General features: G+C 59.6%; 24 protein-coding genes. 8 read left to right on the forward strand and 16 right to left on the reverse strand.

All coding sequences use genetic code 11. The features are described 5' to 3' along the window. Positions 1-47: 47 nt before the first annotated feature. The 14 genes from HAV22_RS02550 to HAV22_RS02615 are packed head-to-tail and all read right to left on the reverse strand — an operon-like array spanning position 48 to position 13,431. Entirely contained in the window at positions 48-1,853 is a 1,806-nt protein-coding gene (locus tag HAV22_RS02550) for an LPD7 domain-containing protein (RefSeq protein WP_166856129.1), read from the reverse strand. Between the two features lie 12 nt (positions 1,854-1,865). Beyond that, the gene (locus HAV22_RS02555) at positions 1,866-3,776 is read right to left on the reverse strand and encodes a type IV secretory system conjugative DNA transfer family protein (RefSeq protein ID WP_166856130.1); all 1,911 of its coding nucleotides are present in this window, start codon (positions 3,774-3,776) and stop codon (positions 1,866-1,868) included. A gap of 9 nt (positions 3,777-3,785) precedes the next feature. Next, on the reverse strand, positions 3,786-4,856 hold the full coding sequence (virB11, locus tag HAV22_RS02560) for a P-type DNA transfer ATPase VirB11 (RefSeq protein ID WP_166856131.1): 1,071 nt from the start codon (positions 4,854-4,856) through the stop codon (positions 3,786-3,788). Continuing rightward, the gene (locus HAV22_RS02565; protein WP_166856132.1) at positions 4,853-6,046 is read right to left on the reverse strand and encodes a TrbI/VirB10 family protein; all 1,194 of its coding nucleotides are present in this window, start codon (positions 6,044-6,046) and stop codon (positions 4,853-4,855) included. The genes virB11 and HAV22_RS02565 overlap by 4 nt, the downstream gene beginning before the upstream one ends. Further along, complete coding sequence (locus tag HAV22_RS02570) at positions 6,043-6,852, reverse strand: TrbG/VirB9 family P-type conjugative transfer protein (protein WP_166856134.1); 810 nt, start codon at positions 6,850-6,852, stop codon at positions 6,043-6,045. The genes HAV22_RS02565 and HAV22_RS02570 overlap by 4 nt, the downstream gene beginning before the upstream one ends. Next, the gene (locus HAV22_RS02575) at positions 6,849-7,712 is read right to left on the reverse strand and encodes a VirB8 family type IV secretion system protein (protein ID WP_166856136.1); all 864 of its coding nucleotides are present in this window, start codon (positions 7,710-7,712) and stop codon (positions 6,849-6,851) included. Before HAV22_RS02575 ends, HAV22_RS02570 begins: the two co-directional genes overlap by 4 nt. Positions 7,713-7,723: 11 nt before the next feature. After that, a complete protein-coding gene (locus tag HAV22_RS02580; RefSeq protein ID WP_166856138.1) occupies positions 7,724-7,876 on the reverse strand; it encodes a hypothetical protein in 153 nt (50 codons plus the stop codon). 7 nt (positions 7,877-7,883) lie between these two features. Continuing rightward, positions 7,884-8,909 (reverse strand): TrbL/VirB6 family protein, encoded by a 1,026-nt coding sequence (locus HAV22_RS02585; RefSeq protein ID WP_166856140.1) that lies wholly within the window; start codon positions 8,907-8,909, stop codon positions 7,884-7,886. 11 nt (positions 8,910-8,920) lie between these two features. Then, positions 8,921-9,190: an EexN family lipoprotein gene (locus HAV22_RS02590; protein WP_166856142.1), complete on the reverse strand. Its 270-nt coding sequence runs from the start codon at positions 9,188-9,190 to the stop codon at positions 8,921-8,923. A 35-nt stretch (positions 9,191-9,225) separates the two neighbouring features. Next, positions 9,226-9,897: a type IV secretion system protein gene (locus HAV22_RS02595; RefSeq protein WP_166856144.1), complete on the reverse strand. Its 672-nt coding sequence runs from the start codon at positions 9,895-9,897 to the stop codon at positions 9,226-9,228. Next, on the reverse strand, positions 9,894-12,350 hold the full coding sequence (locus HAV22_RS02600; protein WP_166856147.1) for a VirB4 family type IV secretion/conjugal transfer ATPase: 2,457 nt from the start codon (positions 12,348-12,350) through the stop codon (positions 9,894-9,896). Before HAV22_RS02600 ends, HAV22_RS02595 begins: the two co-directional genes overlap by 4 nt. Next, the gene (locus HAV22_RS02605) at positions 12,347-12,721 is read right to left on the reverse strand and encodes a VirB3 family type IV secretion system protein (RefSeq protein ID WP_166856149.1); all 375 of its coding nucleotides are present in this window, start codon (positions 12,719-12,721) and stop codon (positions 12,347-12,349) included. The genes HAV22_RS02600 and HAV22_RS02605 overlap by 4 nt, the downstream gene beginning before the upstream one ends. Before the next feature lies 1 nt (position 12,722). Next, positions 12,723-13,010 carry a TrbC/VirB2 family protein gene (locus HAV22_RS02610; protein ID WP_166856151.1) on the reverse strand — a complete coding sequence of 96 codons (288 nt, stop codon included), beginning with the start codon at positions 13,008-13,010 and terminating at the stop codon, positions 12,723-12,725. After that, complete coding sequence (locus HAV22_RS02615) at positions 13,003-13,431, reverse strand: hypothetical protein (protein WP_166856153.1); 429 nt, start codon at positions 13,429-13,431, stop codon at positions 13,003-13,005. The genes HAV22_RS02610 and HAV22_RS02615 overlap by 8 nt, the downstream gene beginning before the upstream one ends. A 141-nt stretch (positions 13,432-13,572) precedes the next feature. On the opposite strand from HAV22_RS02615, the gene HAV22_RS02620 reads away from it, so the two are divergent. The 8 genes from HAV22_RS02620 (at position 13,573) to HAV22_RS02655 (ending at position 22,896) form a co-directional block, all read left to right on the forward strand. Next, on the forward strand, positions 13,573-13,884 hold the full coding sequence (locus HAV22_RS02620; RefSeq protein ID WP_166856155.1) for a TrfB-related DNA-binding protein: 312 nt from the start codon (positions 13,573-13,575) through the stop codon (positions 13,882-13,884). Continuing rightward, positions 13,881-14,687: a ParA family protein gene (locus HAV22_RS02625; protein ID WP_166856157.1), complete on the forward strand. Its 807-nt coding sequence runs from the start codon at positions 13,881-13,883 to the stop codon at positions 14,685-14,687. The genes HAV22_RS02620 and HAV22_RS02625 overlap by 4 nt, the downstream gene beginning before the upstream one ends. Further along, positions 14,684-15,688: a ParB/RepB/Spo0J family partition protein gene (locus HAV22_RS02630; protein ID WP_166856159.1), complete on the forward strand. Its 1,005-nt coding sequence runs from the start codon at positions 14,684-14,686 to the stop codon at positions 15,686-15,688. The genes HAV22_RS02625 and HAV22_RS02630 overlap by 4 nt, the downstream gene beginning before the upstream one ends. Before the next feature lie 53 nt (positions 15,689-15,741). After that, on the forward strand, positions 15,742-16,041 hold the full coding sequence (locus HAV22_RS02635) for a hypothetical protein (RefSeq protein ID WP_166856161.1): 300 nt from the start codon (positions 15,742-15,744) through the stop codon (positions 16,039-16,041). 177 nt (positions 16,042-16,218) lie between these two features. Further along, entirely contained in the window at positions 16,219-16,782 is a 564-nt protein-coding gene (mobC, locus tag HAV22_RS02640) for a plasmid mobilization relaxosome protein MobC (RefSeq protein ID WP_166856163.1), read from the forward strand. After that, positions 16,772-17,815: a relaxase/mobilization nuclease domain-containing protein gene (locus HAV22_RS02645; protein ID WP_166856165.1), complete on the forward strand. Its 1,044-nt coding sequence runs from the start codon at positions 16,772-16,774 to the stop codon at positions 17,813-17,815. Before mobC ends, HAV22_RS02645 begins: the two co-directional genes overlap by 11 nt. A gap of 572 nt (positions 17,816-18,387) precedes the next feature. Further along, positions 18,388-21,954: a hypothetical protein gene (locus HAV22_RS02650; protein ID WP_166856167.1), complete on the forward strand. Its 3,567-nt coding sequence runs from the start codon at positions 18,388-18,390 to the stop codon at positions 21,952-21,954. A 687-nt stretch (positions 21,955-22,641) separates the two neighbouring features. Then, on the forward strand, positions 22,642-22,896 hold the full coding sequence (locus HAV22_RS02655; protein ID WP_166856169.1) for a helix-turn-helix transcriptional regulator: 255 nt from the start codon (positions 22,642-22,644) through the stop codon (positions 22,894-22,896). On the opposite strand, the gene HAV22_RS02660 is transcribed toward HAV22_RS02655, so the two are convergent. Beyond that, on the reverse strand, positions 22,883-24,079 hold the full coding sequence (locus HAV22_RS02660) for a tyrosine-type recombinase/integrase (protein ID WP_166856171.1): 1,197 nt from the start codon (positions 24,077-24,079) through the stop codon (positions 22,883-22,885). The genes HAV22_RS02655 and HAV22_RS02660 overlap by 14 nt on opposite strands. A 294-nt stretch (positions 24,080-24,373) precedes the next feature. After that, entirely contained in the window at positions 24,374-25,984 is a 1,611-nt protein-coding gene (gene guaA / locus HAV22_RS02665; RefSeq protein ID WP_166856173.1) for a glutamine-hydrolyzing GMP synthase, read from the reverse strand. Positions 25,985-26,016: the final 32 nt, after the last annotated feature.

Raw genomic sequence — 26,016 nt, forward strand, 5'->3', positions numbered from 1 at the left:
TTGCAGAGGTGGGTCGATTACAGCTCGAAAAGAAACGGCAAGTACGCCTACCGCTCTTTCGCCACCTCTTTAGCACGCGGTGCCTTGCCCTGATCGATAGCTTCCTTCGCTACGTGAGGCTCGCGATCGTTCGCCTTTCTGCTCTTCGCATGCGACATGTAGATCTTTGGCCCTTTCACGGTCTCGCCAGTAACGATCTTCTGTAAAACATGTCGCCGGGCGAGACCGACAAACTCTTCCCTCGCCTCCTCGGGAAGATGCGCTTCCGCGAATTTCCTGGCTACGTCGACGACGCCGTATGCGGGCGCGAGCTCGGGATGATTCTTCAAGACGAACGATGGTTTGTCCTTCTCGAACGCCGAAGCCTTTGCGAATAATTCAGGGTTAGGAACTGGAGGTACCTTCGGCGTCGTCTCAGCGCTCCGCCCGCCAGTTTGAGGCCGCCCCGACGCAGCAACAGATGGCGACGCTGGAGCCTTGCCGAGGTCCGGTATTCGTCCTTTCTCGACCATGTTATTCACGGGTCGATTCGCCAACTCGGCCAAGTCCAGGGCCGTAGGCTGATATCCTGCGACCTTCAGTCCGGCCTGAGCTGCCTCCATCCATGCACTGCGTCGAAATTCCTCAGTACCCTTGACCGTGATATTCGACCAACCGCGAGCCTGGGCGATTTCGACGAGCGAGCGAACGACTTCTGGATGGGCACCCCGTGTCGCCAGCTTTTCGCCGCGGTCAACGAACGCGAGCGTTTTGTCTGGGAAGTAGTAATCGGTCTCGACCTTAAGGAAGCGTCGAACCACGCTCGCCGGCACAGCTTTGGTCTTGTCCTCTGCCACCACTGGCTCGTTGCCCGGGACTACTAATCGCTCAGCAACTGTCGCTGTCACGGCCGGTGTCGCTCTACTGTGTAGCCAAGCGCCAGCGACCTGAGCGGAGCTACCGATCATCCGCAGCACTTTCTTACTCAAGCCTGGCGTCGACTTGCCACCGTCGCCTCCGGGCTCCTGTTGCGGCATATCGGTTGATGGCCGTTTGTCGAGTTCGTGTAGAGGGCCGCGTTCAATTGTGTTCTCGACGTCGCCTTCACGTACCTTGGCCCCACGAACAATTCGGGGCGATGCCTTTACCTGAATTACTTCGGTAACCTGATGCGGTCCGTAGAAATTTGCAGGACTGGTGGACGTCGAGTTACCAGCATCTTGCGCTACCTTGCCTGCAACCGCGCGTCCCGACGTAGCCAGCCTTGCCAAGATAGCGTCAGCAGTTTTTTCAAACTCGGGACTAAACTTTGGCATGTGCGTAGCCAGGTAGCTTCGCCCGGATGCGATCTCCGCTTCCAATCGCTGCATATTCGACACGTGGTACAGAACGAATTCGCGGCTCTGTGGTTTCAGTTTGAATATGTCCGGTACCTTTGCCTCGGGGTTGGCAAGGAATCTGATTGCCTCCTCCGTGACAGGAGGGATGTCACCTCGCTCGGGCATAGCCTGAGGTAGTGCTGACTGCGTCGAAAGCTGCGCGACATCCGGGGTCGAAGATGCCCGGCGTCGCACACGTTTTGAAACGGGAGGTTCAGTCTGCGCTGGCTCCGCTGCATCCACAGCCTTCGATGATGTCCGGGTCTTCCGTGCCGGACTGGCAGCTGCCGCGGCTTGTTGGGCGGGATCGCCGGTTCCCGTTCCTTCCTGGGTTTTGGCAGTTCGGCTCCTGCGTGGACTTGATGTCGTGACCTCGGCACTACCGTTCTGCCCAGCCCTGAGCGCTCGCGCCGCTTTTGAATCGTCGTTCGGGTCGCTCGGCATTGGGTTATCCAGTGCAGGTGCCCCGTGTTCCTGTTTGTCTTCGATACTCATTATCAACTCCTGTCAGGTTGTCACTTCAACTTCACGGATGAAGGAATCGAAAACTCTTTGCAGATCTTCGCCGGTCAGCTTTTCTCCTTTCGGTAGTTGGACATTCTTGAATTCCGCCGCGTAATCGGTGAGCTTCAATTTGCCGAGCTTTGGCACGTCCTGCGGAGTGATGTCGCGTGGCGATTTGGCTTTGCCGGCGGGTGCGTCATCTTTCTCAAGCAATGGTGGTGGCGGTGCCGGCATCGTGATCTCGATCGGCGTAATCTCGGGCAGCGGACGGTTTGCGCGACGCAGGAATACAAGGCGCTGCCAGTACCAAATCTTTCGGCAGAAAATCGGCAGGCAGTGCTCAACGAAGACGATCTCGTTATTCACTCCCATCATCTTGACCTCCTGCGGATTGAGGAGTGCACGCGCCGTCTTCGACCTGGTGACGCTGCCCGGGCGGACGCTCATGGCCTGCCGTGAATCCGATGTGCTGTCCGCGGTGAAGGTACCAAGCTCGCGCGAGATATCTGTAGCGTAGTCGTTGTCGTTGGGCGCATAGACGACACGCGCTCCGCAGCAGGCGATGATGTTCTTCGTATGGTCCGGCCCGTAGACGGCGCGAAGCTGGGGCACCGAGTGCGCTATCAGCAGCGGACGGATGCCATAGCCGCCCATTAGCTGGATGCTCTTTTCGATAATGGGCATCCGGCCAAGGGCAGCCAGTTCGTCCATGATCGGCAGCAGCTCGTAACGGATGGTCGGATCGTCTTCAGGCATCTTGTCCATGTTCGCATCCAGCAGCTGCGTAAAAAACAGGTTCATCAGCAGGGACAGCCGATCCAGATCTCCGGGATTGACACCGAGGTAGATCGACAGGCGCTTGCGGCGCACGTTGTAGAAGTTAAAGGAGTCGGCACTGGTCGCGGCGTCGACGAGTGGGTCGGTCCACAACTGCAACTTCGCAGTGAACGTCTTGCGCACCGACGACTGCGTCTGGGGACTCAAGGCGATGAAGTCGTACAGCATCCGCTTACAGGTGGATGACAATGGACTCTGCGATTTATCGCGTTCACGGATGATTCGCTTCCAGTGGTCGCTTACGGAATCATCTGCGCCGTGCATGATCTGGCGCACCATCTCACCCATCGTGCGCGGTAGCGACGGCGTTTCGATCACGTACAGGCCGATGCCAAGGAACAGGTCGCGGCAAGACGCCGGCCAGAACGGATCGCCCGAAGCCGGATCGGGAGACAACTGGTTCGCGAGCTTTTGCAAGGCGCTGACGCGAAGCGGAGGATCGTCCGGTACATAGTGCTTCGAGATCGGGTTCCATTGTGCCGTCAGGCCTTTGGGCGACAGGGGATCGAACAGGTAGGCATCGGAAAACAGGCTGCGGAATCCTGCGGTGATCCTGTAGCACTCCTTGCGCACGTCGTTGACGACAATGCTTCCGCGCCAGGAAAGCGCGTTGGGCTGGACGAGGCCTGCACCTTTGCCCGACCGCGGAGGTGCGATGACGATGGCGGCAAGCTGACGTCCAAGGACGAGATAACGTCTTCCCCACCGGCCAAGGATGATTCCGGTCTCGGCGAACAGGCCGGCACGGGCAACCTCGCGCCTGGTCGCGAAACGCGCGTCGCCATGCAGCGAACGATTCACAGGCCGGCACAAGGCGATCACAATGGCACTCACCGGGACCGTTCCGATGACGAGACAGCCGATCAGCCAGCGGCGTGTGTATGGATCGGTTCCGTACTGCTGCCAGTAGCGCAAAACCGTCGTCGGCGTCGCCGCCGACGGCGGAAGCAAGGGGTTCGCAAGCTTGATCAGGAACAGGTAGCTCGCCAGGTAGAGGGCTGTCAGTACGGCGCCAAGCAGTATTGCGCCGAACGCCATCGCCTTGAGACGCGGACTGTCGATCGGAGTGATGAGCATTGCATCCCCCTACCCCAACTGACGGACCGCGAACGCGGGATCGAAGTAGACCTCGGAGGCGACACGGCGCCCTCCCGGCAGCCGTTCCATCTGGACGACGACGTCGACGAGGGCATACAGGTTCGCGAAGATATCGTCGAGGTCGAGTCGTGCCCCTTCCGCGCTCCCCTTGATCATGAGGGCAAGGCGGCGGAAAGCCAGTTTGGCCCGCGTCGCGTGGACGGTGGTGATCGTGCCCGGGTGTCCCGAGTTGAGGACGTTCTGGATGAAGAAGAACGTCTCGTCACCGCGCAGTTCGGCCAACAGTACCCTGTCCGGCCGCATGCGCAGCGTCGCCTCGAGCAGGTCGCGCGGCCGCAGCTTCGATACGCCGTTCGCACCTTTTGGGTAGAATAGGTTGACCTGGTTGGCGTGAGGCAGGCGCATCTCCGCCACGTCCTCGACGGTGATGATGCGTTCGTGCATCGGGATCATCGCCGCAAGCGCATTGCCGAGCGTGGTCTTGCCGGATCCGGTCGCGCCCGACGACACAATGTTCTTCCGACCTTCGACCGCCTCGCAAAAGAACGCCTCCCATTGACGCTTGCGGAACAGGTCGAGCATAGAGCGGTCCCGGTCCGGAAGCAAAGCCTCGATCCGCGCCCGCTCGTCTGGCGTCATCAGCAACGATTGTTCGCACCGCGTGTCTTCGAAGGCCCCGCCCTGGATGATCTCGGACATCGACAACGGCTCGCCTATCGGACGCCGGGTCGTGAACGAGACCTTCCCGGCTTCGATGGCGGGCGGGATGACGATTTGAACACGCATGCCTCCCGGCAGCTGTGCGCCAAGCAGCGGCCAGTCTTCCGCGAGGTCCTGGTTCGCGCGATTACGCAGCAGCATCGCGAGACCGTCGCACCACTGATGCGAAATGGCGGGGTTCCTGACCGCCTCCCAGCCGTCCGACCGCTCCAGCAGTACCTCGCCGGCCCGATTGATGACGATTTCGGTGACGCTCTCGTCGTTCAGGTGCGCAGCGATAGGCTCCAGGTGCAGTACCAGCGTGGAAGCGTCTTCCCCAGCGATCGCGATGTCGTTCATGGTCGCTTCCTTTCCAGTTCGTAGACGTCGCGGAAATCGATGTCGCCGGCCAGGTAAATCAACACTTGGCTAGCCTGCGAGGCGGTGATCGTCGGCCGGATGGCGACCGTGCTCTTCAACACCTCGGACATGACCTCCTGGGGGCCGGTGATCGTGGGAAAACCAATCGTCGTGTTGCCGTTTCCGCGCTGGGCGGTGGCGATGAGGTATGGCCCGACATCAGTGATCAGGCTGAGCGCGATGGCTGAACCGAACCGGTCCCAGAAGTGATTGTCGACTTCTCCAGGAGTGCCCGTGCGCCCCAGCGAATCCGCCGCATCCGAATCGAGCGGTACCAGCACATGCTGCGGCGTCTCGCAGCGCTGCCAGATGATGCCGACCCGGCGCTGGCCATGCATGACGCCGCCGCCCTGCTTGCCAACACAGTAAGTACCGCGGTCCATCAGCGACACTTTGTTATCGGCGCTCGTGGCGTCCACGGCAGTCACGCAGGTGACAGTCCCGGTCAGCGTGGTGTCGATTGCGGGAACGACCGTGCAAGGAATCACCTTACCCCGGGTCATCATGAGTGTCGGATCGGGGAGCATGTAGGCGCGCGCCGCCGGGTATCCGCCGGGCTGCGGAAGGCTGGCCGGAGCCTTTCGCGGCGAACTTCCTGTCGACACGGTATCAATCGGCGCGCTAGTTTCGCTCGCGACGGCCGACGACGCTACGCCTGCAGTGTCCAGACTGAAGCGGACCTCACGTTTGAGACGACGGTCCCGTACCATATCCGCCTGGCTTCTCACAGGCTGCTGGCCGGACACCGTTCCGGCCGGCGCCGGTTTGGCGGCTGACGCAAGATCTGTCGATGCCTTCAGCGGCGGCAACTTGTCCGTCTCCTTCGCAATCACCGGCGCCTCTACCGGCGCGGGCTCCGGCATCGACAGCGGCGGTAGCGTGGTAGTCGCCAGCGTGCGCGTAGCGTCCTTCGGCGCTGTCTTCGCTTCCTGGTAGTGCTTGTACATACCGGCGTAGTACTTGTAGAGCAGGACGCCCGCGAACAGGCAAGCCCCCAGGATCACCGCCCAGTTGGTGAGCTTGTTTTGCAGCGTAATCCCTCTGTTGACGGAACTTAGGACACGCTCACCTTCGATACTGTTTTCGTCTTCGATGTCGGGTTCTTCGGGCTGACGCTTGAACAGGTTCATTTCGCAGCTCCCTTCAAAATCCGGTCGACCTGCGGCGACGCGGTGCTCGTGGCGGGCCGCCGCGCGTCCTGGTCGAAACCATCGTTGAACACGCAGGCTATCTCGCGTCCGATACGCAGCACCAGCTTGCGGTGCACGCCAGGCACCTGCATCATGTCGTCCCTCATGACCGGACTCTCGATCTGCTCCAGTGAATCCTCGCCACTGCGGACCGAATACACGGCCGGAATGCTCGCAGTCGCGCGGAACCGGAGAAAGGTGGTCCTGCCGTCGTCCGATGCCTCCACCGGGGCAAGTTCGCTCGATCCCTGGACCGAGTAACGACGATTGCTCGCCGGTGGCGTCGCATCCAGCAAGGTGCGCGCCTGCTCGGCTACGCTGGGCGCGGCGCTAGCGGTGTGTTCAGTGACGGGATAGCGGAAGAAAACCGTCAAGAAACCGACGCTTCCCTTGCGTTTATCGGCCTGTTTCAAGTCAAACGTATACGTCCGCTTCGTCGTCACCACGTGTAGATTCGCGTCAGGCAGGATCCCTGCTGGCTTGATGAACAGACCGTCACGGAAGCGCTTGGTCGCCACGCCCCACGCATCGACATCGCCGCCAGCCATGTCGACGACCTTTTCGTCATGATCGAAAACGATGTGCGTTTCGAGCCCGTCGCGCGTATAGATCGTGACCACGTCGTACGGGTCATATGTGGCGAACCGGATGCGTGCATCCTTCTGCCCTGCCTCCGGAAGCTGGGCACCATAGGTGGCGGCCGCTGCCGCGAGCGCGATCACGCCGAATATGAGCTGCTTGCTCATGGCGACACCTGCTTGACGTTAGTCGGTGACACCAGCGCCATCGGAGACGCGGCTTGGCGTGCAACAGTTTTCGACGCCACACGTTCGGCGACACCTCGCCCGGACGTCCCGAGATCGCGATCCGCCGTGTAGTCGGTGATCTCCATGCCGAGATCGTTGATACGCCGGTCACGCTCGTTCGTGGGCTGGTTCACCCAGTGGAACGAGATGTTGGCGATCCACTCCGTCGGAGCTTCCTCCACATCGTTCACCAGCTCGTTTCTCGTGAAGCTGGCACGTGCGCCGATAGGCGTCCCCAAGCCGTTGCGTAGTACCGTGATGGCACCGATCTTGACGCGTACCCTCCTCTCCTTCTTGTACCTGTTGGGCGGCGATTCGGCGTTGGACTTGTCCCACGTCTGCGCCCACTGCGCCTGGAGCTGCGGGCTCATGAAAGCTGCGGCCGTGTAGTAGTGGGTGTCCGCCTGTTCGTAGCTGTAGCCCTCGCGGGCCAGGACGAACGTGTTGACGTTCCGGCGTATCGTCGCCTCTTCCGGAGACATCTGGAAGTCAGCCAGCGAGATCAGCGGCTGCACGACACCGTTCGCCTTGTCAACCACGAGTACCTGCGGCGGCGGCGCCGGCCGCATCGACGTCGCGACGGCGCCGCCGGCCACGGCGATGGAAGCGATGGCGACGGCACCGAACGAACCTGCCACTCGCCAAGCGACGCGGCGCGACGTTTCGCCCGCGATGGCACGGCGGTCGGCTTCGTCCGCGGCCAGATCGAGCATCTTCTGGATGTCGGCATGGGCGTCGATCAGCGCGCGGGTGGCGGCCAACTCTTCGACCAGTTGATCTGCTTTGGATCGGCTATTCATTGCATGCTCCTTTATGCGGCGGCGCTGCAGCTGGGATATCCGGTCTGGACGCTGGCCGGGGCATTGATCGGACGACGGTCGCTGCCATCGCACTTGGGTAGCGGCGTGCTCGTGCATCCGCTCAGTACGCTGGCCGTGGCCAGCACGATCAGAAATTTGCGCATTTGTTCCTCACGGTGTGTAGGTCAGCAATTTCACTTTGGCTTTGGTCGGACGAATCGAATTGCGACTTCTGTTCTGATAGGCGCCCCAGGTCCCGCGCGCCACTTTCTTTCCTGTCCACGCCACTGGTCGCATACCCTGCATGCCAATCTGTTTTCCAAACTTCGTGCCGTTGGAGAGCAACAATTTGCCTGCGAACCGGCCCATTCCGAACGAGGACAGTGACACGCCACCGGCCAGTCCTGCGGCAATACTGAGTACCGAGGCAAGCGCGAGAAGGCATACCAGACCCATCGCCAGGAACGGAAAGGCCTCCGCGACTTCAGCGCTCGACGTCATCGCTGTCGGCCCACTGGCGGCGCTCGCGAATAGCTTCATGACCAGCAGGTTGATCATCACAACGAGCACAGGTACGAGAAAGTAGTTGGCGAGTTGGCGCAACCAGGAGTTGAAAAAGCCCGCCGTGGCTTCGAACAGCAACCCGATGAAGAACACGGGACCGATGGCGACGACTGCCGTCAGAACGACCTTCGACAAGGCCATGAGAAAAAATGCATAGGCTGTCACCACGATCGTCATGACGATGACGGCTGCCGCGATCAGGTACATGCCGAAGTCGCCGTCGAGAACGCCGGCTTTGCTCCAGAACCGCGTTGTCAGCAACAACCCGTCGTTCAACATGGCATCCAGCCCGCTGATCACGCCATTGGTGCCTGAGCTTCGTGCCAGACCTGCCACGAATTCGTCCGGACCACGCAAGAATGTGTTGGTGATGAGGATGTTGTAGTTCGCCGTATTGAACCCGATACAAAGAATCCCGGCCAACTTCACGATCCGGTTGATAAACTCGTTGACGGGCTCCCTGATCAAGCCGCGTATGCTGGCGAAGCCCCATAAGGCCACGTAAAGAACCAACATCGTCGTCAGGAACGGACCGACCACGCGAGCGACCGCAACCACGTTTTCTCCCACGTAGGATTCGCACACGGCGTTTATGTAGTTCAGGCTATCGCGATAGAGAGTCGGCGCGGCCATGATCAACGCTCCTAATGTGCCAGGTCGAGACGAAGTTTGTCGGTGGTTCCCATCGATGCGATGTGGTCGGCGCGGCGCACGTTGACGCAATTCGGCGTCGCCCCCATCCTGCCGGGATCGTTCCGGCATAACACGCCCACCTTGTTTCGCAGATCCGGCTGGGCCAGGAATTCGTCCACAGTGAGTACGCGATCGCCCAGCTCCGGGATGGCCATCGCGGCTTCCCGTCCGCATCCGAGCATGAGAGCGGCCATGGATACAGCAAATAGAGTGGATTTCATGCAGTCCTCCGATAACGGGTAATGGTGGTCAACGCTCACGGCAGCGGCACTTCGACACGCGGAATAGAGGTTCCGACCGCCCCCGCACGCATCTGGCTGATCATCAGCCGCTGCGCGCGGTCCTGGGCGGCGGCGCCGTTCGCCGCGGCTTCCAGCTGGTTCTGGTCCTTGACGAGTTCCGCATGCTCGATGGCGATCCGGTTGGCCAGGTCGTATGCCGCCTTCGGGTCCTCCGTTCTCGCCAGCGTGTCCGTGAGGACCTGCAGCCGGGCCTGGCGCATGGCCGCGTCGTTGAATGCGGTCTGCGCCATCGCCTGGTTGGCTGCCGATACGTCCTGCGCCTGCGCCAGGAAGCGCTGTAGCTCGGGAGCGAGCTGCGCAGCCTGGTCCGGCCGAAGTACCGCTTGCGCGCTGCGGATCTGCTGTGCAAGCACGGAAAGCTGACTCATCGAACGAGCCCAGTCCGACGGCAATGCGGGGACTGCAGCGGGCAACAGGCGAGACATACCGCGATCGCCAGTCATGGACTTGATCTGGAAATTGATGCTCTCGATCTGTGTGGCCATCTGCCTGTACTGGTCACTCCAGGCCTTGACCTGCTTGACGGCTTGCCCAAGCACGGCCGGATCGATGACGGTCAGCTGCGCATAGGCATGTGCGGACGCACTTGTCAGCACGGCGGCGCCGATGAGGAGACGAAGGTTCATGCGGATTTCCTTTCATTGTCAAAGTGGGAAGCCCATGCGGCGGGGTCTTCTCCATACTGGGCGATAAGGCGATCCATCAGTTCGAGGTTGGAAGTGCGCGCGGACAGTACCGCCAGGTCGTCGTCCATGCCGGCGAGCGGCAGCTTGGCCACGACGGAATGGCGCCCCTGCTTCAGCAGGAACATCCCCGAACCTTCGGGCAGGTCGGTCTTGATGAGGCTGAACTCCCGGTCCGACAGCCCCAGGCCTTCCTTGTATTCGGTACGGTCGGCGCCTGGATTGGGAAACAGGATCATGGTTGCGACCTGCTCTATCAACGTGCGCGCCATGGGATGCCGCAAAGCGTCGCTCGGAGACTGCGAATCGAGTACGACGAGACCGTTCTTCTTCCGCAAGGTCTTGAGGAGGTCCTTGAGGAACGCGGCGAAATGCTTGTCGCCTATCGACTTCCAGAATTCAGCGAAGAACACGGCCAGGCGCCTGCCGTCGATCAGGCGCCCCGTCAGGTGGAACAGGTGCAGTGCGATCGGCGTGCGCAGTTCGGCGTCGTCGAGGAATGCAGTGGTATCGAACACGGTGGTACGCACTGTCCCGAGTTCGCTAGCGATCGTGGCCGAAGGGTTGTCGAACACCCATGCCAGCGGGCCGTCCTGCCTCCCTGGCTCGCGGGCATAGCACCATCGGGCCAGTCGGTCATACAGTTCGCCTTTCGGAAGGAAGTCGAGCACCCGCCCGAGCCGGCGCGCAGCCGGGGCCATATCCAGCACATGGGCAATCGCCTTGTCTACGTCCTTTTCGTCCTGCACCGTTAGCGGTTTCGTGTCGACTTCGAGACCGGTTTCGGTAACGACCGGACGGCTCATCAGCTTTCGCACGAGGAGCTGCAGGTGGCGTATGTTCGATGGTTCCGCAGGGTCGAGCTGGAATGGCGCCAGACCCGTTGGCTCGTCCATCCGGAGCGTATGCACTTCCGCCCCCAAGCGCCGGGCCGCGATTTCAGTGTCACGGTCTTTGGAAAAAAGCACCGACGTCACGCCGAACTTCTGCATCATCGACAACAGGAAGCACACGGTAGCCGTCTTGCCCGATCCATTGGGCCCGAACAGAACGGTGTGCCCGACGTCCTTCTTTCCGCCCCCGTTCGCTGCCTGAGGGTCCGACGCGTGCAGGCTGAGGTAATGCGGTGTGCCGGCCGCGGTCATCAGCATCGCGATCGCATCTCCCCAGTGGTTGCCGTTGCGGCGCCCAACGGGAAAGTTATGCAACGGATAAAATCCGCAAAGATTACGGCTGTTGATGGGCGAGAGGCGCGGCCGCATTGCAAAGTTGGCCGGCAACTGCGCCCAGAACGCCGCCTCGAGCGCCAGGTCCTCGCGTGCCGGTTTGATACCGGCGTCTACCAGGACGCGGCGCACCTCGGCCACCTCGCAATCGAGTGCATCCAGCGAGTCCGCTTTCACGAACACGTTGTAGTGATGACTGCCCATGACGGTCCTGCGGGAGGTGAGGTCGTCGGCGATCTCCGGGATCTCGTCGATCTGCGATCTCGCCGCGTCGTGCGCGTTCTCCATGCGGTTTGCCCTCATCCGCATGTTGCGTAACGCGGCGTCCTGCGCCTGGAATTCGAACGACTGGGTGACCACGAGCTCGACCGGCTGTGTCAGCAATTCGTCAAGGAAGATCGGCGTCGTTTCGGAAGGGTACGATTGGATGCCGAGCATCGCCCCGAAACGGCTCACGTCGGCATCGTGTATTTCCACGGTCTCATTGCCGAAGACCGGGCGCGCGCCGCCAATCTGGTACTTGAGCGGCACCCGCGCATACGGTACCGGCTCCCATCTCCCGGTTAGAAGGAAATTGAAGAATTCGGCAGGTTCCGAGAAAAGCGCGCCGCGTTGTTCGTACGCGCACAGTCGCTCAGGCTCGTAGTAACCCAGCGATACAACGAGATCGGTGACGATCTGATCCAGTTCCGCGACCTGCTCCGCACGCCGCATCCTGATGTCACCGGTCGTACGCGACGATAGCAGCGTCGACAGCAATCCATGGGCTTTGCTGCGGAACGGCCGCAATACGACGGTCATGAACAACTCGTTGACCATCAGGTTCTCACTGCAAATCCGGGCCTTGTAGCGCTCATTGAATTCATGCGCGTAGCCCGCCTGGAAAACGCCGTCGGGATACTGGCTTTCTCGGCGGCGGACGATATGCTGCCAGACCGTGATACGCGGGTCCGCGAGACTCATGACAATGCGATTGAGACGTGCATGCCGGTTGTTGATGTCGTCATCGTCCGCGCATTCGAAGGCGGCGCCGGCCAATCGCAGCACGCACAGGCATTCGCCCGAGCTGGTGTCGATAATGGACGGCGTCAAATGACCTTCATACGGCACGTTGCGCGCGACCAGTGTTTCGCGCCGCATTGCAATCCTGCGTGATGTCGAGGTTTTCATGCGTGGACCTCCAGTTTCAAATTCCTTTTGATACGCCAACGCCTGAATGAGCCGAAACGTTCCCTGAACGACAGCGGACTGTATGACGACGCATGCCAATGCCATCGCGTCGCGATGAGCGTCCCGAGCGTCGTCCGAGCCCATAACAGAAGAAGCTCGAACGACCGCGGGTCGTTCAGCGTGATCAGATAGCAGATGCCATGGACCGGAATGCACATCAGCAGCCAGAGCAGGTTTTCGGTCAGGGACAACGCCTCGACCGACACGAGTATGTTCACCATGCATGCCTCGTAGGGAACACCAAGGATGGTCGATGGCCGGGTGAGTGCCACCGCGAGCAGGTCGACGTCTATCCCCTCCTCGCGCTCCATATCACGCTCCCAGCCAACCGCGGAACATGGTGACGACCTGGTCGCGGCCGAAGAACAGGGCGGTACCCAGGACACCTCCGAGGAACCATCCCCAGTTGACACGGCCAGTCAGGCACAGAATGCCGACCGCCGCGACCGCGAGCGGCACGATAGGCGTGAGCAGCTGCACGAACCAGTTGGTGGCTTGCGTTCCGGCGCCCGTAAACTGCGCCATCGCAGGCGTAGCTTGCAGTGCCAGTAGCCCTGCACAAAGCACGAACGCAAGTACACGTTGAGTCTTGTTACTCATGGCTTTCACTCCTTTGGCTGGTTGATGAATCGGTTAAGTCGATAGCCCGGTTGTACGGATCCCAGAATCGCGGAGCACGCGCGCCAGTACTTGCTGCCGGGTGAAGTGCCCTTACTGAAAGACGACGAGGCGCTTCTCCACCGCTTTGCGCGTCGCCTTCCAGTTCACGCTGGAGCGCTTTGATGTTTTCTTCGTGCCGGTGAACGGCATCCCTGTCTTCTTTCGAAGTGCCCTCACCGAGCCTCGCGTTTACCTTGGAGAGTGCCTCGCGCTCCGTCGCGAGTTCGGTTTGCAGGATCAGGCGCCTATCCTCGTCGCGAGACTTTTGTTCCGCTTTGGCGACAACCGGATAGAAAGGCTGAGCTTGCACATATGGCACGACCACCGACGACAAGATGATGAAAGCGACACGATGTAACATGGGTATCCTCAACGGGTTATGCGTTCTACATTAGCCCTCCCCCGCGCTGCCGGTTTAATCCAACGCAGAGTTTCGCGTTGACTAAACGCGTACCTTTTAGCTAACGGAGCAGTGAGCGGCCGTGTTCCCGGGGAGGAGCAAATGACAGTACGGAAGCGATTGACACCAGCCGAGTTCGATTTCATCCGGCCGCATCTGGAACGTCAAAAAGAGGAAAACATCGAGCACATCCGCCGAGTGCTCGTGGACGGCGTGAAGCAGCGCGCCGTCGCAACGGAGTTGCGGATGACCGAACAAGGCGTGAGTGCAATGGTGGCGCGTGCGTGGCGTACGCATGTGGAGTCGGGCAGCCGTCCCGACGGATGGCGCGCCGTCAATGTGGCGCTTCCGGACAATGTCGCCGACGTTGTCGAAGAGATGGCGGACATCGCGAGAAGGAGGCTACTGAAATGATCAAATTCATGCCAGTAAGCCAGAAAGGCGGCACGGGCAAGACGACGACCAGCTACAACTTCGCCCACCATGCGACGGAGAGAAAACGCCGCTCTGCCCTGGTGGATGGCGACGAACAGGGCAATGCGAGCCAGGCAATGGCGCCGCATGCGATCACGGAATTCAACGCTGCCGATCTATTCTTAGACGAGCCTCTGCCATTACCGGACGAATTTCCCAGCCTGGTCCTTATACCAGCCGACAGAATCCGCCTGCGCGAGATCGAGCAGTCCGATGTCGACGATAGCGAACTGGTCGATAACCTGCGTGCGCGGTTGGCCGAACTGGCACCGCATTTCGAGTACATGACGTTCGATACGCCAGGGGCCAACAGTCGTATTGCCAACGCGTTCCTCGTCGCCAGCGATTTTACGATCATTCCGTGCAAGATCGACCCTTTCAGCGTCGCGGTGTCGGCCGAAGTGATCAAGCGGATCAAATTCATCCAGCAGCATTTCAATCCCAACCTGGTCAATTTCGGCATCCTCGCCAACGAGTTCGATATGCGCCAACCCGCCCAAGTCCGGGATTTTAAGGAGCTGCTGGCCTCCCATCACCAGTACATGTTCCCGAAACCGATATTAGACCGCCAGGCCTACCGCGAAGCTGCGGGCGCGCAGGTGCCCGTGTGGCGCCTTCGGGAAAGCGTAGCCGGCGAAAACCACAGTCGCATCAAGAGCGCAGCTCGCGACGCTGGGAAGGAAATCCGCGCCGTCTTCGACATATTGATGGAAAGAATGGAAGGCACAGGAGTGGCGACATGAACACCCGCATGAACCTTACTGGCTTCGCCGATCTCGCGTATGAAGAGCGTGCAGCGAAGGGGCAACCATTGCCGATCCCTGTGGATGACATCCTTCCTGATCCCGAAAACCCACGCAATGCGGACGACGAGAATTCACCTGTGGCCATTGCAGCACAGGAAGAACTCGATGCGGATGTCGCCGAGCGCGGGATAAAGACGCCGATCTCGGTGCGCCCTCACCCGGCCATCCGAGGCAAGTACGTGATCAACTATGGACACCGTCGTTACAAGTCCGCACGCAACAACAGTTTGGCGACGATACCGGGATTCGTGGATGAACGCTTCGACAGCTACGACCAGTTTAACGAGAACGCACTGCGGACCGGCTTGAGTACGCGGGCGCGTGCCCTCTTCATCAAGAGCAGGCTGGACGCAGGCGAAACGAAGGGCGAGATCGCACAGCGGATGCGGAAGAAGAATCAGAACTTCATCACCGAGCACCTGGCGCTCCTCGACGCCCCCGAATGCGTGAACCGTGCTTACGCCAACGGAGTCACGTCCGCACGGACCTTATACGACCTGCGCCAAGCATGGGAAGAATTCCCGGCGGAGATCGAATCCTGGTGCCAGCACGTCTCGCAGGTTACCCGCGAAGGAATCAAGGATGCGTTGGAGAGTTTCCGCTCCGGCCACTCCGCCGTTACCAAGGGCTACGCAGGAGCGGCAGCGGAACCTTCAATCTCTGGATTTCGTCATGACGAAAAGCTGCCTTCGCCAGAACCGTCAGCTGCATCGACAACACCTCAATTTCGTCATGACGAAAAAGGTCCGCGACGTCGTCCGCAATCCGAGACGCGCGCAACTACGCCTGACACACCGCCACCAGACGCTGGAGGGATAGTCGTTCAGTACAAGGGGAAACGCGCCAGAGTTGTTCTAGGCGCGACGGTGCCGATCGTCGTCGATGGCGCAGACTCAACTTTGGACGTGCCTTTATCCGAGTTGGTATTTAGGCGATGACGTTACGAGGTGGTTGATGGGACATCAGGCATCGATTTGCGAGGGAGCTGGACGTGAGACACGTATCGAAAATAGTAGCTGTCGTAACTGGTAAAACGGTGCTCGGAGCGGTCAGGTACAGCCTCTACGTCGTCTTGTTACTGGTGGGGCGTGTGCTTGTTCCTATCGCCAGTTTGGCTGTGGTGGGTGGGATCATCCTCTTCCTGTTCTGCCTGCTCTTTCTGCGTGATCGTACGCCGCTGCTGATCGGTGGGGCCTGCCTGGCAGTGGGTGGGGTCGCCCTGCAAGTTGTCTTCCACGCCGCCTTACGGGCCGTTGCGCCCAAGGGCGTCGTGATTGTGAGCGAGGTGTGAGGTGTGCGCTCGCAGTCCAGAAGGGACGAGGACCCGTCTGTTAATCCGCAAGGATTAACAACGCGAGACGTCAGTCTATCCTGCCCTCTTAAAACCTAAAACAAGAAAGAACCGTTGAATTCAAGCGCCAGCAGAAAGCGAGTCGGCTTTCGCGTTGGGCCAATCAGGAGAACTGTCATGGCGGTGATCGGAGCAAGGGTCGATGAGGAGATCAAAGAGGCATTCGATGCGCTTGCGCGGGCAAGGTCAGTGACGACCTCACGCCTGGCTGGAGCGTTGATCAAGGATTTCATCAGGGACGAGAATGGCGGCCACGCGCAAACGACGGCAAGTGCGGGATTGCCGGCTCAGGCTTATGCAGCCGCGCATGCGGGCGCAAAAACCGAGATGGTGCACGTGCGCCTCGAGCCCTACTATTACAACGAACTCGGACGGCTGGCGGCACAGCGGCGGTGGTATCGCAGCGCCTACCTTGCGAACCTCTTGTATGTGCATGTTGATAGGCGACCGGTACTGTGCCACGACGAGGTCAACGCAGTCAGGCAAGTCGCCCGGCAGTTGGCGGATATCGGCCGGAACATCAACCAGATCGCCAGGAAGGCGAACATTGATTCCGGCTCGCTCGACTTGTCCGCCGTCGACTTCGAACTCATCCGGATGCTGCTCGATATCGAGGCCACGGCGGTCAAACAACTCGTGCTGGCGAATTTACGGACCTGGGGAGCGACAAATGTCCAGTAAGCTTTCAGTCGTACCCAGCCGTAACGGGCGCAAGTCCGGCCTGCGACGGCTCGTCTATCGGCCACAGACACAATCGAGCAAGATTGATAGCGACTGGCGGTCGACCAAAGACAGGCTGCGTCGAACCGTTGCACGCGTGCCGGAAGTCGTCATTAAGGTCACAGGTGGCGGGTCGAAGAGTGCTGGCGTACTCCGCTACATGAACTACATTTCGCGCAACGGGGCTCTGATGACGGTCGACCAAAGCGGCGAGCACCTGGACGGCAAGGACAATCTGAGGGACGTGCATGCCTCGTGGGATCTCGATTTGCAACGCGCTCACGACAAGCGTGGTCAAACATTGCACCATTCCTTCAACATCATTTTTTCGATGCCGGCGAAGACCGCGCCGGACAAGCTGCTCGAGGCAGTGCAGGCTTTCGCACAACTTCGCTTTTCTAGGCGTCAGTACATCATGGCACTACATACGCCCGAAACTGACCCGAGCCGTAATCCGCCGCCACATCCGCATGTGCACGTGGTCGTACGCGCGGAAGACGAAGATGGATATCGCCTTCATATTCGAAAATCGACACTCCGTATCTGGCGCGAATCGTTCGCGGCCGAGTTGCGCGCACGCGGTATCGAGGCCAACGCCACCGCAAGGGCAGAACGCGGCGTATCGCTCAAAGGCCGAGGCAGCGCTGAATATCACATCAGAGAACGCGGCGACGTATCCACAGCCCACGCGCGCCGCTTTGCTGAAGCAGCGGATGATCTGCACAAAGGGCTCGCCGAACCTAAACCATGGGAGATCGCTATGGCGGCGCGCAGACGCAAGGTGTTGAAAGAGCTCGCGCGTAACGCTGCGGCACTGCGATATAAAGGCGACGTCGAGCTTGCGGAAAGAGTCGAACGGTTTGCTCGCGAATTACCGCCGCTAGACAGCGAACGTAGCAAGATGCAGCGCGCACTTCTCGAACAAGTGAAATCGCGATTGCAGCCCGAATCGGTAAAGGATCTCCTACAACCACAGGAGCACGACACTCAATAGATCCCTGCCGGCACATACGAGTGGAAAAGAACAAAATAGGTAGGCGGGAACAAGCGAAGCACATGCTGCGCCAGCGCTAGGCCGGCCAGATCGTTAGCAACGACGCGAGCGAAATCATTCTCCTGAATCCCGTGATAGGCCACGTCCGCCAAGTAATGCTCTGGGTTATTGGGTAGCTGTATCACCCCTAGCGTGGTTAGCAGTGCGTAAAGCCACACTAAGACGTATGTGGCGCGAGCCCTTCGGCACATGCTCTCACGTGGCTCTTCGTCATCGCCTTTGCCGGTTCCCCGACAAACCTTGTCTCGCAGTAGAATTGGCGACCCCAGCTGTGGAGAAGCGAGTTGTTCGACATAACACCCGATGAGATTCTTCAACTAAACGACACCGACCTCCGTACACTCGTTGCACGCTTATGCGAAGCCGAGCTGTCATCCCGCGGGTTGTCCCCCGCCACGGTCACGTGGGGAGGCAGCCAGACGGCTGCGGATGGCGGGCTGGATGTGCGCGTGGCGCTCCCTCTCGACACCAGGATCGACGGATATATTCCGCGTCCATCGACCGGGTTCCAAGTGAAGAAGCCCGACATGCCGCGGGCCGAGATCATCGCCGAGATGCGACCAGATGGCGCAATCCGCCCTGTTATTCGGAGACTGGCGGACGAGTCGGGCGCATACATTATCGTGAGCTCCACCGGTTCGACCGCGGACAGTGCTCTTCAAACCCGACAACATGCCCTGCGCGAGGCTCTGACTGATGTCGGCAATGCCGATCAGCTGAGTACGGACTTCTACGATCGGACGCGCTTGGCCAGCTGGGTTCGGTGTCATCCTGGTCTGATCAGCTGGGTGAAGGAGAAAATTGGCCGAGCGTCTGTCGGTTGGCGCCCTTACGGTCAATGGGGCGGCGCGCACGAAGGCCCCGACGCGGAGTACCTGCTCGACGACAAACTGCGTCTGCACCTCGGTAAACACCGTGACGCCCCGGCACAATCGGTCGTCCAGGCTATTGACGGGCTTCGCGACGAACTGGCCACTGCCGGCAAAGTTATCCGCTTGGTTGGGCTATCCGGGGTTGGCAAAACCCGTTTGGCCCAAGCATTGTTCGACGCGCGTATTGGATCATGGCCGTTGCCTCCGTCACTCGCGATCTACGCCAATCTATCCGATGACCCGGATCCGCAACCGACTGGATTGGCGTCCGATCTCATCGCGAACTGTACACGTGCCATCCTTATTGTCGATAACTGCCCGCCGGACCTGCACCGCAGACTGGCAGAGGTGTGCGGAGGACAAGGCAGCACGGTCAGCGTGCTGACGATCGAGTATGACGTGCGTGAGGACCAGCCCGAGAGGACTCAAGTGGTGCGGCTCGACACCTCCTCGCCCGCATTGATCGAAGCCTTGCTTCGGCGACGCTACTCCCAATTGTCCCAAGTCGATGCGCGTACTATCGCCAACGCGTCGGGAGGTAACGCGCGCATTGCGATCGCTCTTGCTGAAACGGTCGATCGATCGGATAGCATTTCAGGCCTGTCCGACGAAGAGTTATTTCAGCGGCTCTTCCGGCAACGACAGGATTCTGATAACGCTCTGCTCCTGACCGCCCAAATGTGCTCGCTGGTTTACTCATTCCAGGGAACGGATCTAACGGGCAACGAAGCTGAGCTTCCCCGCTTGGCCGCGCTCGCTGGTCAAGCCCCGGCGGAGACGTTTCGGCATGTGCGAGAGTTGCTACGGCGCGATCTGGTTCAGCAGCGCGGTCCATGGCGGGCTGTATTGCCGCATGCCATTGCGAATCGACTCGCAGCACGTGCATTGGAGGATACGCCCTACGATTTTATCGACCATCAGCTTGTATCAGGCGGCACAGAGCGGCTTGCCAAATCGTTCTCGCGGCGGCTTTCGTTCCTCCATGACCAACCTGCCGCCATCGCTATCGTTGAACGATGGTTCGCACCTGAGGGGCTTCTATACAACGTGTCGGCGCTCAGCGACCTCGGACGAACGATGTTTCATAACGTTGCGCCAGTGCTGCCCGAAGCGGCGCTCTCGGCTCTCGAACGCGTCTCGGTCAGTAGTCCCTATCTAGCAGCGTCGGTATGGCGACAGCACTTGCCCCTGCTACGCTCTCTTGCCTATGACCCGCCACTGTTCGAACGAAGTGTCCAGATGTTGGCACGAGCTGCATTAGAGAACGGAGATGAGCGGGCGGCGAAAGAAATTTCGGATGCGTTCGTCTCCCTGTTCCCAATTTGTCTTTCTGGCACTCATGCAACAATCGAACAGCGCTTGGCAGTAATCGAACGGCTTCTTCGTTCAGATCAGTCGGCGGCAAGAGCATTGGGCTTGCGTGCCATGGATGCGGTGTTGAAGACCAGTCACTTCAGCGGTGGTTACCAATTCGAGTTCGGGGCAAGGTCGAGGGATTACGGCTTTTTCCCTGACAACGAGGAAAAACTGACCCACTGGTACTCCGCCGCACTCACGCTGATCGAGCGTCTAGCGCCGCTGAACGAATGGTTTAGCAATGAAATGCGCGGCACGCTAGCACGGAATTTCAACGGCCTGTGGACGATCGCAGGTGTGTACGACCAGACCGAAAGGCTCTCCCATCGATTTGCTGCAGACGGGTTCTGGCGCGAAGGCTGGTTCGCATGCAAACAGACGCTGCGGTTCGGCCGAAGTCAGCGTGATCAGCAGGGCGCAGCCCGCCTTACCATGCTGGAGGCCGTTCTAAGGCCGTCCAACATCACCGAGCAGGTAATGGCTATTGCGTTGAGTGAACGGTCAGGTACCCTCGAATTGGAAGAACTGGAAGCGATTGACGATGACTTCACGGAGGCCTCTGCACGCCTCGAGTCCAGAGCGCGCGAGCTCGGCGAGATAGTAGGCGCGGACGATACATTGTTTGAACAGCTCTTACCCGTCATGCTGCGTGGCGGAGTCAGGGCGTGGACGCTTGGCCAAGGCGTGGCCGCGACATCGCCGCAAACCCAAGCTACATGGGCCAGATTCGTTGAAGAACTTGCTAAGGTTCCGCCGGAGCAGCAGGACGTTCAAGTGCTCAGGGGTTTTCTGGCAGAACTCTGGAAGCGGGACCATGACCTCGTACACAGCATTCTCGACGCCATGCTGGCGACACCGGACCTGGCAGCATTCGTCCCTTTATTACAAACGGCCTTAGATATCGACAAACGCGGGATGGGCAGGCTTGAGCGGGCATTACTGACCGGTGTGCCGGTAAGGATGTACCGATTCCTTGCGTACGGCCGGGTTACCGACCGTGCGCCTGCAGGCCCACTCAAGGATCTGCTCCTACTCATTGCTGGCCAGCCCGACGGCTTTGACGTTGCGTTGGAAATTCTATCCATGCGCTTCCATTCGGACCGCTCCGACCAGCGCGATCACGAGCCGGAACTTCTATTGGCCGGCGCCGGGCTGCTTCGGCACATCAAATTCTGCACCGATAATTCAAGCAAAGCATACCAGCTTGCGGAGGTTGTCAAAGCGTGCCTTGCCGCAGCCGACGTCAGCCCGCACGCGGCTGATGTCGCGAGACAACTCCGAGACGCTGTAGCAAGCCACAAGACCTATTCCTTCAATAACAACGAGCTACTTACGGCGCTTTTGGAAGTGCAGCCGGTGGGCGTATTGGACGCACTGTTCGCCGGTAGCGACGACGATCGAGCGGCAGGCGTAGACGTATTTGATTGTCTTGGGGCTCACCGGAACAACCCCGCTGATACGATCTCGTGCGATACGCTCATCGAGTGGTGCAACGCGGATGCTGTCGTTCGCTATCCGCTGGCAGCTGAATTCGTGTCGTTCAGCAGGCATGCGGAAGAAAGCGAATCTCTCGTGTGGTCTGAGCAAGCAGTCGCTTTACTTGTCGGTGCACCGAATCCTGGACAAGTGTTGTCGGCGTTTATCGCCCGGTTTCAGCCAACGAGTTGGAGCGGTTCACGGGCCGCGATAATAGAGGCAAACTCGCGGCTCCTGGACAGCATTTCATCAGTACTTCCATCGCTGGAACCGGTGGTCATCGCAGCCAAGGTTGAGATCACAGAAGCCGTCTCCGCTGAGCGACGACGTGAAACGGCACGCGATCGAGTCGACGATGAACGGTTTGAATGGTGACATTTCGTCGAACTCGAGCATGATAAACGTCGTGCTGTGTTCTCGAGAGAACTCGTCATCGGACTTTCGGTGCCGCGGGCATTGTCGCTTTAGCGAGCAACCGGCCCCGTAGCAACAAGTACCCCGTCCACACCACCAACATCGAAAGCAGCAGTCCCGTAATCATCCGGCCGGCCACGTCCTTAGGTGGGCGCGTCGCCCAAATCATCGGACACCATTCGATGTAGGCCGCCAGCGCCTCCAGCCGGGGCACGCGCCCACCGCCTAACACCTGGGCCGCACCTGGTTCGCGCCGGCCAACTCCAACGCCCCGACTCTACGGTACTACACCTGATCCTGCTTCCGGCTCGACAAGCATGTGACCACGGACCGAAGTTCCTAGAAAAAAAGCGCGTCCTATAAAATTGCTACGGTCCCGCCCACTCCCACTCTGTAAACGTTCTTCCTCGGTCCGCTTGATCATTTCGTCAACGCAACACTGCGCCATCGATTGTTCTGGCAGCCTACCTCCAAGCAGAACCCGTTAGATTCTCCTCAATCGCACCGTCACGCTTGATCGTAAACAGTCGCCACGTACGCGCAACGCATATTATTAAATAAACCATTTATGGTTCTTCATAAATAATGTTGGCACTAACAAATTCGAAAGATCATCATAAATCCATCATTTCTTGGAAGGAGCTAGCAATGACGACTTTGGATTCTCATCGCGTTCAACAGGAAAATCTTGGACGCGTCGTAATCAACCGCAAACAACTGAAGATTAAAGTACCACTGTGTGAACGCACGATCCTAGATCTGGAAAAGCGCGGCAAGTTTCCAAAGCGCTTCTCCGTGACCGCGCGCCTGGTTGTCTGGGACCTTTCGGAAATCGACGAATGGATTGCCTGCCAAAAGGCTGCAGGCGTCCAGCAACCTGCTCCTGGATCTAAGTCGCGTTAGAAGTCCAGTTGTCAATCATGTTTGCCCATGCCTGCATCATATGCCGACGCTGCTCGGCATATTCGGCTTTGTTGTAGACTGCCCGTACCCCGCGCTGTTCGTGCGCAAGGCACTTCTCAATCCAGTCCGATTGAAAGCCCGCTTCGTGGAGCACCGTCGAGGCAGTGCGTCGAAAGTCATGTGGCGTGAACGTAGCTAGCGGCACCCCATCAGCGCGCGCTTCGCTGAGCACGGCCATCGTTACTCTGTTCAGGGTGGCCTTACTCATCGCCTGATCACTATCGTATCTACCGGGGAAAATGAACTCGGAGCCGCCAGCGCACGTTTTTAGCGTGACGAGAATATCAAGAGCCTGTTCCGATAAATAGACATTATGCGGGTTACGACGCTTCATCCGCGCGGCAGGTATTGTCCAGACGCGCTCACTGAAGCTTACCTCCGCCCAACGTCCCTCGCTCATCTCGGATTTACGCAACATCGTCAGCAACAGCAACTTCACCCCGAGGCGTAGGATCGGGCTGGTGGCCACTTTCTCGAGATAATGGTAGAGGAGTCGGATCTCTTCACCGCTTAGGGCTCGGTCACGCGGTTGAAATCGCGCTATCGAGCTGGGCCTTACGTCGTCTGCCGGGTTCGATAACTTTTGACCGCGATCACGCGCATACCGAAAGACCAGCATAACGATGTCACGAGCGTGTACAGCAGTTGCCGGCGCGCCGCGCTCGACGATGCGGTCACACAGACGTCGCAACTCGTCCGCAGTGACTTCCTCCAGTTTCAGTCTTCCAAACGGCCGCTCTAAATCGCGTTGATACACTGAGCGGCGCATATCCCTAGTGGATTCTGCCATCACGTATTTGTCGAGCCATTCCACTGCCCATTCGCCGAACGTGTTTTCCTCGCGTCTTCGTTCCTTGACTGCGGCTTTCTGGCGGGCGGGCGATCGACCTGCCGCTAACGCCTTTTTGGCCTCAACAAGAAGCTCGCGGGCTTCAGCGAGCTTGATCCCGTTGGGCCCATAGCGGCCGAGAACAAGGGTTTCTTGGCGTCCGTTGATCGAATAGTTGTATCGGAACGAGACGGTACCTGACGTCAGCACGTACACATATAGTCCGTCGCGGTCAGAAATCTTATACGGCTTCTCCTTTGGCCTGAGACTGCGTAGGGTAGCATCTGTTAGCATGTGCGCCTCCTGATACCATGTCTGTGGAGAGAGAGTCTACGATAATATTTCTCAATATATTCAAACACTTAGCGAGTTCGTGTACCATGTTTGAGTGAGTACCTACAACATGGTACGCGGTACACACGATGGTACTGCCCTCAGATCGCACCATTTTCGATACCATCAAAAGATGGTGCTTTATGCTGCTTGTTGTTGCCAACTTCTGCCGACGCGAAAAGAAAAAAGCCCCTGAAATCAGGGGCTTGCTTCATCTCTAATGCCTGAGATTGCCATCTATTGCCGAGTCGGGAATCATTCCCACTCAATCGTCGCCGGCGGTTTCCCAGAAATGTCGTACACGACGCGATTAATGCCGCGCACTTCATTGATGATGCGATTCGAGACCTTCCCGAGCAACTCGTGCGGCAGATGCGCCCACTGCGCCGTCATGAAGTCCAGCGTCTGCACGGCGCGCAGCGCCACGACGTATTCGTAGGTGCGGCCGTCGCCCATGACGCCCACCGATTTCACCGGCAGGAACACGGCGAACGCCTGCGACGTCGCTTCGTACCAGTTGATCGGCGCCTTGCCCGCGTCGATACCCGGCACGCGCGGCGATTCGAACGGCGTGTTGCGCAGTTCTTCGATGAAGATCGCGTCCGCTTCGCGCAGCAGGTCGGCAAACTCGCGCTTCACTTCGCCGAGGATGCGCACACCCAGGCCCGGACCCGGGAACGGGTGGCGGTACACCATGTCGTGCGGCAGGCCCAGCGCGACGCCCAGCTTGCGCACCTCGTCCTTGAACAGTTCGCGCAGCGGTTCCAGCAGCTTCAGGTTCAGCGTTTCGGGCAGGCCGCCCACGTTGTGGTGGCTCTTGATCGTCTGGCCCTTCTTGCCCTTGCCGGCCGATTCGATCACGTCCGGATAGATCGTGCCCTGCGCGAGCCAGCGGGCGCTCGTCAGTCGCTTGGCCTGCTCCTGGAACACTTCGACGAATTCGCGGCCGATGATCTTGCGCTTCTGCTCCGGGTCGTTGACGCCCGCCAGGTGGCCCATGAACTGGTCGGACGCGTCGATGCGCAGCACCTTCACACCGAGGTTCTTGGAGAACATGTCCATGACCATCTTGCCCTCGTCCTTGCGGAGCAGGCCGTGGTCGACGAAGACGCAGGTCAGCTGGTCGCCGATGGCGCGGTGGATCAGCGCGGCGGCCACGCTCGAATCGACGCCGCCGGACAGGCCCAGGATCACTTCATCGGTGCCGACTTGCGCGCGGATCTTCTCGACGGCTTCGCCGATGTAGTCCGGCATGTTCCAGTCGCTCTTGCAGCCGCAGATCTCGTGCACGAAGCGGCCGATGATGGCTTCACCCTGCGTCGTATGGGTCACTTCCGGGTGGAATTGCAGCGCGTAGAAGTTGCGCTCCTCGTCGGCCATGGCGGCGATCGGGCAGCTTGGCGTCGAGCCCATCAGCTTGAAGCCCGGCGGCATGTCGAGGACCTTGTCGCCGTGGCTCATCCACACCTTCAGCATGCCGTGGCCTTCGTCCGTGACGAAGTCGTTGATACCGTTCAGCAGTTTCGTGTGGCCGCGGGCGCGCACTTCGGCGTAGCCGAATTCGCGCACTTTGCCGTTCTCGACCTTGCCGCCCAGTTGCGCGGCCATCGTCTGCATGCCGTAGCAGATGCCCAGCACGGGCACGCCCAGCTCGAACACGGCTTGCGGGGCGCGCGGCGAATCGCCTTCGAGCGTCGAATTGTGGCTGCCGGACAGGATCACGCCCGAGGCGCCGTAGTTGCGGACGAAATCGTCGCCGATGTCGTAAGGGAAGACCTCGGAGAACACGCCGGCGTCGCGCACGCGGCGGGCGATCAGTTGGGTGACCTGGGAACCGAAGTCGAGGATGAGTATCTTGGAGTGCATGTGGTGGTGATGGTTGAATGGTGGGCGCGGGG

The sequence above is a fragment of the Telluria antibiotica genome, from assembly GCF_011682055.1.
Lineage (GTDB): Bacteria > Pseudomonadota > Gammaproteobacteria > Burkholderiales > Burkholderiaceae_D > Telluria > Telluria antibiotica.

What these genes read in the sequence shown, in the direction of transcription:
- HAV22_RS02550 (WP_166856129.1), bottom strand. Translation starts at nt 1,853, where the DNA reads ATGAGTATCGAAGACAAACAGGAACACGGGGCACCTGCACTGGATAAC.
- HAV22_RS02555 (WP_166856130.1), bottom strand. Translation starts at nt 3,776, where the DNA reads ATGCTCATCACTCCGATCGACAGTCCGCGTCTCAAGGCGATGGCGTTC.
- virB11 (WP_166856131.1), bottom strand. Translation starts at nt 4,856, where the DNA reads ATGAACGACATCGCGATCGCTGGGGAAGACGCTTCCACGCTGGTACTG.
- HAV22_RS02565 (WP_166856132.1), bottom strand. Translation starts at nt 6,046, where the DNA reads ATGAACCTGTTCAAGCGTCAGCCCGAAGAACCCGACATCGAAGACGAA.
- HAV22_RS02570 (WP_166856134.1), bottom strand. Translation starts at nt 6,852, where the DNA reads ATGAGCAAGCAGCTCATATTCGGCGTGATCGCGCTCGCGGCAGCGGCC.
- HAV22_RS02575 (WP_166856136.1), bottom strand. Translation starts at nt 7,712, where the DNA reads ATGAATAGCCGATCCAAAGCAGATCAACTGGTCGAAGAGTTGGCCGCC.
- HAV22_RS02580 (WP_166856138.1), bottom strand. Translation starts at nt 7,876, where the DNA reads ATGCGCAAATTTCTGATCGTGCTGGCCACGGCCAGCGTACTGAGCGGA.
- HAV22_RS02585 (WP_166856140.1), bottom strand. Translation starts at nt 8,909, where the DNA reads ATGGCCGCGCCGACTCTCTATCGCGATAGCCTGAACTACATAAACGCC.
- HAV22_RS02590 (WP_166856142.1), bottom strand. Translation starts at nt 9,190, where the DNA reads ATGAAATCCACTCTATTTGCTGTATCCATGGCCGCTCTCATGCTCGGA.
- HAV22_RS02595 (WP_166856144.1), bottom strand. Translation starts at nt 9,897, where the DNA reads ATGAACCTTCGTCTCCTCATCGGCGCCGCCGTGCTGACAAGTGCGTCC.
- HAV22_RS02600 (WP_166856147.1), bottom strand. Translation starts at nt 12,350, where the DNA reads ATGAAAACCTCGACATCACGCAGGATTGCAATGCGGCGCGAAACACTG.
- HAV22_RS02605 (WP_166856149.1), bottom strand. Translation starts at nt 12,721, where the DNA reads ATGGAGCGCGAGGAGGGGATAGACGTCGACCTGCTCGCGGTGGCACTC.
- HAV22_RS02610 (WP_166856151.1), bottom strand. Translation starts at nt 13,010, where the DNA reads ATGAGTAACAAGACTCAACGTGTACTTGCGTTCGTGCTTTGTGCAGGG.
- HAV22_RS02615 (WP_166856153.1), bottom strand. Translation starts at nt 13,431, where the DNA reads ATGTTACATCGTGTCGCTTTCATCATCTTGTCGTCGGTGGTCGTGCCA.
- HAV22_RS02620 (WP_166856155.1), top strand. Translation starts at nt 13,573, where the DNA reads ATGACAGTACGGAAGCGATTGACACCAGCCGAGTTCGATTTCATCCGG.
- HAV22_RS02625 (WP_166856157.1), top strand. Translation starts at nt 13,881, where the DNA reads ATGATCAAATTCATGCCAGTAAGCCAGAAAGGCGGCACGGGCAAGACG.
- HAV22_RS02630 (WP_166856159.1), top strand. Translation starts at nt 14,684, where the DNA reads ATGAACACCCGCATGAACCTTACTGGCTTCGCCGATCTCGCGTATGAA.
- mobC (WP_166856163.1), top strand. Translation starts at nt 16,219, where the DNA reads ATGGCGGTGATCGGAGCAAGGGTCGATGAGGAGATCAAAGAGGCATTC.
- HAV22_RS02645 (WP_166856165.1), top strand. Translation starts at nt 16,772, where the DNA reads ATGTCCAGTAAGCTTTCAGTCGTACCCAGCCGTAACGGGCGCAAGTCC.
- HAV22_RS02655 (WP_166856169.1), top strand. Translation starts at nt 22,642, where the DNA reads ATGACGACTTTGGATTCTCATCGCGTTCAACAGGAAAATCTTGGACGC.
- HAV22_RS02660 (WP_166856171.1), bottom strand. Translation starts at nt 24,079, where the DNA reads ATGCTAACAGATGCTACCCTACGCAGTCTCAGGCCAAAGGAGAAGCCG.
- guaA (WP_166856173.1), bottom strand. Translation starts at nt 25,984, where the DNA reads ATGCACTCCAAGATACTCATCCTCGACTTCGGTTCCCAGGTCACCCAA.